Annotated in this window: 3 protein-coding genes; 1 reads left to right on the top strand and 2 read right to left on the bottom strand. The window is 68.9% G+C overall.

From position 1 onward, the window contains the following. Positions 1-254 precede the first annotated feature (254 nt). Together ACTIGN_RS33320 and ACTIGN_RS33325 are read right to left on the bottom strand one after the other, a co-directional pair. The gene (locus tag ACTIGN_RS33320; RefSeq protein WP_439632133.1) at positions 255-5,930 is read right to left on the bottom strand and encodes a beta strand repeat-containing protein; all 5,676 of its coding nucleotides are present in this window, start codon (positions 5,928-5,930) and stop codon (positions 255-257) included. 350 nt (positions 5,931-6,280) lie between these two features. After that, positions 6,281-7,615: an outer membrane protein assembly factor BamB family protein gene (locus ACTIGN_RS33325; protein ID WP_439632135.1), complete on the bottom strand. Its 1,335-nt coding sequence runs from the start codon at positions 7,613-7,615 to the stop codon at positions 6,281-6,283. A 251-nt stretch (positions 7,616-7,866) separates the two neighbouring features. Between ACTIGN_RS33325 and ACTIGN_RS33330 the strand changes: the two genes are divergently transcribed. Further along, positions 7,867-10,722, top strand: a complete 2,856-nt coding sequence (locus ACTIGN_RS33330; RefSeq protein ID WP_439632137.1) for an MGH1-like glycoside hydrolase domain-containing protein — start codon at positions 7,867-7,869, stop codon at positions 10,720-10,722. Positions 10,723-10,850: the final 128 nt, after the last annotated feature.

The raw sequence follows: 10,850 nt of genomic DNA on the forward strand, positions 1-10,850 counted from the left end.
AAGTGTGCTTGACGAACTCCGTCCATGAAACCCGGTTCAGGCGACTCATAGCGATCTCACAAAGTGGAGAATCTGGGGGAGTAATACACGCGGCCGACGGTAGACCATTATGGTCTACCGCCGGCCGGGTATGCCGGCGGAGTTTGTTCCACTCCAAGAGTAGAACGTGAACTCCGGCGGGTCGTACGATTTATCCAGTCTGCGCATCTCACCCGGACAGAACCCGAAAGGTTCTGTCCGGGCTCGTTACACACTTAGATGGCGTCGAGGGTCACGCCGCCCGTCGGGATCGCCAGGGAGAACCCGCCGGCCAGAACCGCGCCGGTGAGGGCGTTGAGGATCTGGACCGACCCGTTGGCCCCGGTCGACGAGATGAGGGCCAGGTTCGACACCGGGGCCGTCGCGGTGACGCCCGCGGTGTCGAACGACACCGAGACGCCGCTGCCGACGGTGTAGCTGTTGCTCGGCCCGGTCCCCGTGCTGACCACCGTGGCCAGCCCGGTGTTCGCGACGTTGAACGCCGAGATCCGGATCGTCCGGCTGCCCGGGATCGTGAACGGGTCGATGGCCGAGAACACCATCGAGTCCTTCCCGTCCCCGTCCTGGTCCGAGAACGCGACGCGGGCGTCGCGGTTGATGGTCCCACCGGCGAGGCCGGCGTAGGGTGCCAGCGGCACCTTCGTCGTCCCGTCGGCGTTGAGGCCGTTCCCGGTCAGGTCGAGTTCCTGGAGGGCCGTGCCGTTGAGCTGGACCAGCTTCACCTTCATCTGCTGGACCGACGCCTTGGTGCTGTTCACCGGGCCGCCGCGGGTGACGCCGATCTCGTCCCCGATGGTCCCGTCGGTGTCGCCGGCCGACACCACGACGCCCTTCTGGTACGCCGTGCCGAACGGGAAGAAGCCCTGGGCGCCGGTGCCGATGAACGTGTCCTGCGACCCGTTCGCCGCCGCGCCCTGGTTGACCACGATCAGGCGGCCGTACTCGACCAGGCCCGCCGTGGACGACCCGCCGCGGGTGCCCGCGATCAGGTCGATGTCGCCGTCGCCGTCGACGTCGCCGGCGGAGATGTTCAACCCGTTGATGTAGGCACCGGTGGTCCCGCCGGGGCCGTTGGTGTTCACGAACGGGGTGAACGTGTGGTCCAGGGTGACCTTGCCGAGGGCGAGGTCGGCCCCGTCGTACACGAACACCTTGCCGGCCGCGCCGGCGGGCAGGCCCGCCACGCCGCTCGGCTGGGCCGCCGCGACCGCGACGTCCTGGGTGCCGTCACCGTCGAAGTCGCCCAGGGCGACCGAGACGAGGCCGGTGTACCCGGTGATCGCCTGGAAGCTGCTGATCAGGGTGCCGTTGGCCGCGAACAGCCGGACGGTCCCGTTGGCCCCGCCCACCGCGTACGTCGGGACCGTCCCCGGCGCGCCGGTGATGGTGCCGGTGGTCGAGAACAGGTCGTTGGGGCTGATCGGCGGCAGTTCGCCGTTGACGGTGTTGCCGTTTTGGTTCATCTGGAACCCGCCGCCGACGTTCAGGATGTCAACACCCTGAGCGAAGGTGTACGCGCCCGGCGCGGTCTGGGGCGCGAAGGTCACCACGAACACCGTCGTCGAGCCCGGGGTCGCAGGCGTGATGCTCAGGACCGGGATCGGCGTGCCGCCCGGGCCGGTAATGGTGATGTCGCCCGGCCCGTAGGTGCCGGACTGGATCGGCTGGTTGAAGGTCACGGTGACCGTGTCGAAGGTGTTCGCGGCCGTACCGGAGAACACCGCCGACACCACCGCCGCACCGCTCGTGGCGACGACCTGACCGTTGCCCTCGATCGCCCCGATGTCGGTCGCCGTGCCCTGCTGGCGCGGGTTGCCGATCTGGTCGGTCGCCAGCCCGTCCGGGTTCGCACCCAGGTCGATCGCGCTGGTCGCACCCGCCGGGAGCTTGCCGTTGGGGTTGACAACCGAGGCCGCACTGAACTCCGCCGAGGTTGCCAGCCGGAAGTACAGTGTGCCGTTCGAGGCCAACTGCGGAGCGCCAATGGCCGCGGTATCGACGAACACCGTGTTCTGCGAGCCCGCCGGTCCCGCTTGCGAGAACGTCGGGTTCAGGAACGACTTGCCAACAATGTTGTTGTTGGTGCCGTCCGTCAGGCCCGCACCCAGTGCGTTTTCGATCAGGTTGTTGCTGCCGGTGATCGTCCCGACGTTGCTGATGTCGGTACCGTTCGCGGTGTTCGCCGCGTTGCCGCCCAGAATCACCGTGCCGTTGCGGCCCACGATGGTGCTGACGAGTTCGAGCGTGCCCTTGTTACGGAGCCCGTCCCCGACCGCTGCAGCACCAATCGCGTCGTTGTACACGATCGTCGAGTTGTGGATCTTGCCGGCCTTGGAGTCGATGAAGACGCCGCCGCCCGTCACCGCACCCGCCGTCGTCCCCGCGCCCGCGCCACCGATCGTCGGAGCAAACGGCGCGATCGCCGAAATCGCCGGGTTCAGCCCACCAGCAATATTTTGGGCAATCGTCGTGTTCTGGACCAGGACGCTCGCACCAGCGAGGTAAACACCACCACCCGCAGCTTCACCACCCGCGCCATTGAAAGTGGCCAACGCGGTATCAGCCTTCGCATCAGCAGCCGTGCGTCCACCTTCGCCAGCGTTTGCGGCACTGTTAAAGAAGAAGCTGCTGTTAGTAATCGTCACGCTCACGGCACTGGCCGAAGAGTACAGGCCGCCGCCGAGCGACGAACCACCCTTCCCGCCGTCCGTCGCGTCATCACCACCCGCAGCCCCGGCAATCCGGGACACATCAACCCCCGGGACAACCAAGGCCGTGAAGGTCGTGCCGCTGTTGTTACCGGCGAGGTTATTCTGAACGCTCGCACCGTTGAGGACCGCGGTGCCCGCACCGATGGCGATACCGCCACCGGCCGAGAGGCCGCCGTTCCCGCCAGCGCCGATCCCGGTACCGGCAACGCCACCCGTGCCGCCCGAGTTGCCGGCGGCCGTGTTGCTCTGCACGAGCGAGGTCGTGACCGTCAGGGTTCCGGTGTCCTCGTAGATACCGCCGCCGAGGCCATCGCCACCCGCGCCGCCGGTCGCCTGCGGACCCGCTGCGACACCCGCCGCGGCTGCACCGCCCACGCCACCGAAGGCGGTGTTCTGTTGGACGATGCTGCGCCCGCTGACGGTCACCGCGGCCGCACCGCCGTAGATGCCGCCGCCGCGAGCGTCGCCGCCGTCGCCGCCGTTACCGTTCGCAGCCTTGCCGACGCCAGCAGCAGCCCGACTCCCTCCAGCACCACCGATGCCACCGGTCGCCACGTTGGTCGAGACGGTCGAGTTGCCCGTCACCGTCAGCGACCCGGCCTCGATCCACACGCCACCGCCCTCGGCTTCGCCGCCGATGCCGCCTGCCCCACCGGCACCCGCGTTGGCAAGAGCAGCTCCCGCACCACCAGCCGCACCGAACCCAGCGGTCCCACCAATGGCCTTGTTGGCCGTAACGGTGGCACCCGTGATCGTCGCCTTCCCGTCCAGCACCCAAATGCCGCCACCGTGGGCGACGCCACCGTTGCCACCGAGGCCGCCGTCGCCCCCGATCGCACCGGCCACATTCGACGGAACCCCACCAGTACCGGCGGTGTTATCGGCACCAACACCGCCGAGCGCGGAGTTGCTGGTGACCGTGGCCCCGCCGGTGATCGTCAGCACGCCCGAGGCAACCGCGATGCCACCACCGGCCCCGGCCCCGCCGCTGCCCGCGTCGCCGCCGTCGCCCGCGTTCAGAGCGGCACCGCCGTTGTCCCCGGACTCGCCGTTCCCACCCTGAGCCACGTTCTTGGAGACCGTCGCCCCACCATCAACGGTGAGGCTCCCGCCCGCGAGGTAGATGCCGCCGCCCTTGCCCGCACCGCCGTCGCCGCCGGCACCGCCGTCGCCGCCGGCACCCACTCCCTTGGAGCCGCCGGTGCCACCGGCGACACCGGTATCGCCGTTGCCGCCGGTGGCGAGGTTCGTCTGAATCGTGGCACCGCCGAGAATCACTACATCGCCGTTGCCGGCGTAGAGGCCGCCGCCGAGGCCGTCGCCGCCGTCGCCGCCGTCGCTGCCGGCCCCACCCTGACCGTTCGTCGCCCCTGCGTTGCCGCCGGTAGTCCCGTCTTGGCCGTTGCCGCCGAGGGCAACGTTCTTGGAGACCGTGCCGCCGGTGACGGTGAGATCGCCTGTGCCGACGAACGCACCACCGCCCGCCGCGTTGCCACCGTTGCCGCCGCTGCCAGCGTCGCCACCCTTCACCCCGCCGTCGCCGGCCCCGCTAACCGATCCGCCGTTGCCGCCGAGGGCCGAGTTCGACGTGAGTGTCACACTGGTGAGCGACAAGGAACCGGCCAGGACGTACACGCCGCCGCCGCCCGCGTCGCCGCCGTCGCCGCCGTCGCCGCTCGCGCCGGCGATGTTGGCGTTGCCGCCAGTGCCGCCCGTGTCGCCGTCACCGGCGTCCGCGTTGTTGTCGTCAATGATGGCGCCAGCGCCGATGACCACGGCCCCGTTGCCGGCGTAGATACCGCCGCCGAACGCGTCGCCACCCTTGCCGCCGAGCCCGCCGATGCCGCCCTGGCCGACCGCGGCATCCCCGCTCCCGGCGCCGTCGGCGTGTGAGCCGCTTCCGCCGATCGCGGAGTTGCTCTGAATCAGTGCGGCCCCGTCGATGGTGATATCGCCCGCGACCACCGCAATGGCACCACCGATCGCGTCGCCGCCGTCACCACCGTTGCCCGAGTTGCCGCCCTTGCGGCCGACCCCGGTTGCGTCGCCGCCAATGCCGCCGTGGGAACCGTCGCCGCCCGTCGCGTTGTTGAACTTGAACGTAGCCCCGGAGACAGCCAGCTCCCCGTTCAGCACGAAGATAGCCCCGCCACTGGCGTTGCCGCCATTGCCGCCATTGCCGCCGTTGCCGCCGTTGCCGCCGTTGCCAGCACCGCCGCTGCCGTAGCTGCCGCCCTCACCACCGAGTGCGGTGTTGGACTGGAAGAGAACGCCAGCCTCGACCACGAGATCGCCGCTCTCGATGTAGACGGCACCGCCGGCCGCCTCGCCGCCATCGCCGCCATTACCGCCCAAGCCGCCCGCCTTCGCGGCCGAGCCACTCGAGCCGTCGCCGCCGGTGCCGCCTTCGCCGCCCGTCGCCACGTTGTTCGTGACCTTGCTCGTGCCGGAGATGGTAACGGTCCCGCCGATTGAGTAGATGGCCCCGCCGAACGCGGCCTTGCCGTCGGCCCCGTCGGTGCCGGCCTCGCCCGCAGTGTCACCATCGACCCCGTCCGCCCCATCAAGGTTCGTATTCCCGCCGCCGGCCTTGTTCCCCAGTCCAGTAGTCGCTCCGCCCAAGAGCACGTTGTTGAAGACGACGTCACCGCCCGAGTTGCCAGCGGCCGCACCGCTGCCATTGAGGACCGCACCGCCCTTCGCGGGAACGGAACCCGGGGCAGCGCTGGTGCCATCGTCGAGGGCGAGACCGTTTCGCATCGTCAGGTCGTTGAACTCGACGGCCACGTTCGAGCCAATGATCTGGAAGATGCGATCGACGTCGCCACCGTCGAGGATCGTCGTAGCAGTAGTTTCACCCTGGAAAACGTAGGTCTTCAGCGATACCGCGGCGTTGGTGTTGAAGATGTCGAGGTCACCATCCAGGTTGGCGTTGTCGCCGAAGCCCGTGATGGTGTAGGTCGTCGCGTCGAGCAGGAACGTGTTGACCGCGTCGCCGTTGCCGTTAGCCGTCGTGATGTTGGCCCGCAACTCGCCGAAGTTGGCCGGCGTGAAGATCGCGGGCACGATACGCTGATCGAGGCCTTCGACGTTTAGGCGAGCGGTGTTGGCACGGTTGCGGTTCTTCTTGCGGAGCGGGCTGAAGATCTGCTTGACCCAGTTGGCGGACGTACGATTCATTTCTCTCTCTCGTGACACTGGAAGGGGCGGTAAAAGTAACACCCCGCGGTGTTGGGAACGTCGCGACGTCGTTGTCGCACGGTCCCCGCACGGCGGCTAATCGACGCAGAGTATAACCGGACGCAAACTCGACGAAAGGGGTAAGTCCCCAAAGATGCGAAAACGCGGCGCTCTGGACCGTCTGTAGCGGTTGTGACGCCTCATCTTGCCTCGGTCGCGCCCGGCGGGCCTCGAACGCCCTGCCAAATCAGGGGTTGTCGGAATGGTTCGTGATTGATCAGATTACGCAACCCAGAACCCCCCGGCAACCACCTGTACCTGAAACGCACAATCTTTCGCGCCCGCAATTATCACCGCTTTCCGACTGCGTACAGGTGCGATTTCGTCCGGAGATAGAGGACGTTCCCGGCGACCGCCGGGGAGGCCATAAAGCCGGCATCTTTTCCCTCGCCGAGGCGGTTCTCGGCGACCACGTTGAACTCCTTGGCGGCCGCGACGACGAACGTCTTGCCCGCCTGGTTGCAGCAGTACAGGTTCCCGTTGACCAGGACGGGCGAGGCCGAGAACTCGCCGTCGAGCCGCTCGCTCCAGAGCACTTTTCCGGTCGCCGCGTCGAGGCACGAGGCGATCGCCTGGTCGCTGACCATGAACAACAATCCGTTGTGAAGGACCATCGACGGCCGGGTCGAAACGTTCTTGGCGGCGGTCCACGCGACCGCGTCCTTGGGGATCTGGCCGCCCGCGTCGGGCTTCGCGTCGGCCTTGACCGCCAGCAGCTTCCCGGTGTGGCCGCTGGTGAGGTAGAGGAGCCCGTGGCCGGCGAGGGCCCGGGCGGCCCCGTTCATGCCGCCGTGGGTGAGCCGCCACAGCTCGGCCCCGGTCTTGGGGTCGTAGGCCATGGTGCACTCGGCGGAGGGGCAGACGAGCTGCGCGCGGCCGCCCGCCCCCAGCAGCACCGGGGTGGCGTAGGCCTTCTTGTAGTCGCCGTTGTCGTTCGTGTACTTAATGTTCCGGTCCGTCTTCCACACGGTTTTGCCGCTAGTTTTGTCGAGGGCGGCAACATATTGCAAGTCGAACCCGTCGAAGATCAGGTACAGCAGGTCGCCGTAGACTGCGGGAGATGAACCGGGGCCGCGGAAGTGGTCGCACTTCAGGTCGCGGCGCTCCCAGAGCACCTTGCCGGTCGCGGTGTCGACGCACCAGGTCCCGTGGCTGCCGAAGTGGGCGTACAGGCGGCCGGCTTCGACGAACGGGGTCGGCGTGGCGTAGCTGTTGAACGGGTGGCAGTACGCGGGGTTCTGCTCGGTCCCCAGTTTGATGTCGTAAACGAGCTTGCCTGTCTCGCGGTCGAAGCACAGGGCGAAGAACGCGACCTCCGTGACGGCGTTGCTCGGGGGGCCGCCCTTCTTGGGGGCGGCGGTGCCGGCGAGGGTCTCGTCGGCGGTGGTCACCCACACCTGGTTCCCGAGCACCACGGGCGACGACCACCCCTTGCCGTGGACCGGCACCTTCCAGAGGACGTTGTCCTTCTCGCTCCAGGTGGTAACGGGGGCCGGGTCGTCGGCGCGGCCGTCGGCCGTGGGGCCGCGGAACCCGGGCCAGGCGTCGCCGGCGCGGGCCGGGGCCGAGAGCACCAGTGCGGCGACCAGGGCGGGGGCGGACCACACGGGCAAGCGGGTGTCCATTGGGGAGGGGTTCCTGGGGGGTTGGGGGGAGGACCGCCCACAGGGTACAGCCGAGTCGTGCGAGTTACAACGAGCAACCGGCGAATGACTCATCACGAATAGGCGTTACGGCCGGACACCGCGGCCGCATTTTCCCCGGACTTTCTTCGCCGCCCGGGTTGATTTGCCTGTGCAATTCGGCGACCCGACCTAGGTTTCACCGTACCCGCACGCGGCCGCAAACTCGACGCACCCGACCCGGAACCCCACCGATGCCCGACCCGAACCCGGAACTCGACCGCCTCAGCGACCTCGACGAGCTGCCGTCGTGGCGGCGGTGGGGGCCGTACCTGGCCGACCGCCAGTGGGGCACCGTCCGCGAGGACTACTCGCCGGACGGGAACCCGTGGGCGTACTTCCCGTTCGCGCACGCCCACAAGCGGGCGTACCGGTGGGGCGAGGACGGGATCGCGGGCGTGTCCGACGACCGCCAGCGGCTGTGCCTGGCCCTGTCCCTGTGGAACGGCAAGGACCCGATCCTCAAGGAGCGGCTGTTCGGCCTGGCCAACGAGGAGGGGAACCACGGCGAGGACGTCAAGGAGGTGTACCACTACCTCGACGCGCTGCCCTCGCAGGCGTACCTGAAGATGCTCTACAAGTACCCGCAGGCCCGGTTCCCCTACGAGCGGCTCCGTGACGAGTGCAAGCTCAACGAGAGCGGCGACGGCCCGGGGCGGACCCGGCGGCAGCCCGAGTTCGAGCTCCAGGACACCGGCATCTTCGACGAGAACCGGTACTTCGACGTGGTCGTCGAGTACGCCAAGGCCGGGCCCCGCGACGTCCTCATGCGGGTCACCGCGCACAACCGCGGGCCGGACCCGGCCGAGCTGCACCTGCTCCCGACCCTGTGGTTCCGCAACACCTGGAGCTGGGACACCACCGCGTTCAAGCCGACCATCGACGCGGACCCCTCGGGGCTCCGGCTCATCCACCCGGAGTGGAGCGAGTACCAGTTCTGGGCCGAGGGCGCGCAGGTGGGCGCCGCGGGCCGCAACGGCAAGGGCGGCGCGGCCCCCGGCGCGCCGCGGTACCTGTTCACCGACAACGAGACCAACATCCCCTCGCTGTACGCGTCGCCGCCCCCCGAGGGGTCGTCCGGGTACTACAAGGACGGCATCAACGAGTGCGTCGTGGGGGGCAACGCGGCGGCCGTGAACCCGGCGAACACCGGCACCAAGGTCGCCGCCCACTACACGTTCACCGTGCCCCCGGGGAAGTCGGTGGTCGTGCGGTGCCGGCTGTCGCACCGGGCCGACCTGCCCGCCGAGCCGTTCGCCGGGTTCGACGACCTCGTCGCGACCCGGCTCCGCGAGGCCAACCAGTTCTACGCGATCACCGCCCCCGAGATCCCGGACCCGGACGCCCGCCACGTCCAGCGGCAGGCCGTCGCCGGGCTCATCTGGACCAAGCAGTTCTACGCCTACGACACGTGGCGGTGGCTCAAGGGGGACCCGGCCCAGCCGGCCCCGCGGCCCGAGCGGAAGAAGGGCCGCAACGCCGACTGGGAGCACCTCAAGGCGTCCGACATCCTCAGCATGCCCGACAAGTGGGAGTACCCCTACTTCTGCGCCTGGGACACCGCGTTCCACGCCGTCGCCATCGCCCCGTTCGACCCGGAGTTCGCCAAGGAGCAGCTGCTCCTCATGTGCCGCGAGTGGTACATGCACCCGAACGGCCAGATCCCGGCCTACGAGTGGAACTTCGCCGACTCCAACCCCCCGGTCCACGCCTGGGCCGTGTGGCGCACGTTCCAGATCGACCGCAAGCACCGGCAACTGCTCCGCGAGGGCCACCTCGGGGCGCTGGACCAGCCGGTGACCGACGGCGCCGACGAGGCCGACTGGACGTTCCTCGAGCGGGCGTTCCACAAGCTCATGATCAACTTCACCTGGTGGGTGAACCGCAAGGACGCCCAGGGCCGGAACGTGTTCCAGGGCGGGTTCCTCGGGCTCGACAACATCGGCGTGTTCGACCGGAGCCACCCGCTGCCCACCGGCGGGTTCATCAACCAGGCCGACGGCACCGCCTGGATGGCGATGTACTCCCTGAACCTCATGCGGATCGCGCTCGAACTGGCCACCCGGGACCGGGTGTACGAGGACGTCGCGATCAAGTTCTTCGAGCACTTCCTCGGCATCGCCAAGGCCATGACCGACATGGCCGGCAAGGGCATCGGCCTGTGGAACGAGGAGGACGGGTTCTACTACGACGAACTCTCCCTCCCCGACGGCCGCGAGATGCCGCTCAAGGTGCGGTCCCTCGTCGGGCTGATCCCGCTGTTCGCCGTCGAGGTGCTCGAGCCCGAGTTGCTCGCGCAGGTGCCCGAGTTCGCCGCCCGGATGCGGTGGGTGCTCGACCACCGGCCGGACCTCGCGTCCCTCGTGTCGCGGTGGTTCGAGCCCGGCCGCGGCGAGCGCCGGCTCCTGTCGCTGCTTCGCGGGCACCGCGTGAAGCGGCTCCTGCGGCGGCTCCTCGACGAGGAGGAGTTCCTGAGCCCCTACGGCATCCGCGGCCTCTCGCGGTTCCACCGCGACCACCCGTACAAGTTCGACGCCAACGGGTACGACCTGAGCGTCGGGTACGTCCCGGGGGACTCGGAAACGGGCATGTTCGGCGGGAACTCGAACTGGCGCGGGCCGGTGTGGTTCCCGGTGAACTACCTCATCATCGAGAGCCTCCAGAAGTTCCACTTCTACTACGGGGACGAGTTCAAGGTCGAGTACCCCACCAACAGCGGGAACATGGTGCCGCTGGTCCACGTCACGGTGGAACTCACCCGCCGGCTGACCCGGCTGTTCCTCCGGGGGCCGGACGGCCGCCGGCCGTGCTTCGGGGACGACGCCAAGTTCCAGACCGACCCGTACTTCCGGGACAACATCCTGTTCCACGAGTACTTCCACGGCGACACCGGCCGCGGGCTCGGGGCCAGCCACCAGACCGGGTGGACGGCGCTCGTCGCCAAGCTGCTCAACCCGCGCCGGGGCGAGCGGCTGTACGACACGATGGTGCCCTTGGTCGGCGTCACGACCGAGACCGGCGTGGCCATCGGCGCGCCCGCCAAGCTGTGACGCGCAGGGGGTCCGAGCGCCATTTGAAGGGCGATCGGGACGGAGCGGCGTGGTGGAACGCGCGGTGAGGTGGCACCCCCTCACCCGCGACTCGCAGAGCCTCGTCGCGACCTCTCCCCCGAGACCGG

The organism is Gemmata sp., assembly GCF_051859125.1.
Taxonomy (GTDB): Bacteria; Planctomycetota; Planctomycetia; order Gemmatales; family Gemmataceae; genus Gemmata.

Bases quoted from the DNA above. Each gene is read 5' to 3' on its own strand.
- ACTIGN_RS33320 (WP_439632133.1), bottom strand. From the start codon at position 5,930: ATGAATCGTACGTCCGCCAACTGGGTCAAGCAGATCTTCAGCCCGCTC.
- ACTIGN_RS33325 (WP_439632135.1), bottom strand. From the start codon at position 7,615: ATGGACACCCGCTTGCCCGTGTGGTCCGCCCCCGCCCTGGTCGCCGCA.
- ACTIGN_RS33330 (WP_439632137.1), top strand. From the start codon at position 7,867: ATGCCCGACCCGAACCCGGAACTCGACCGCCTCAGCGACCTCGACGAG.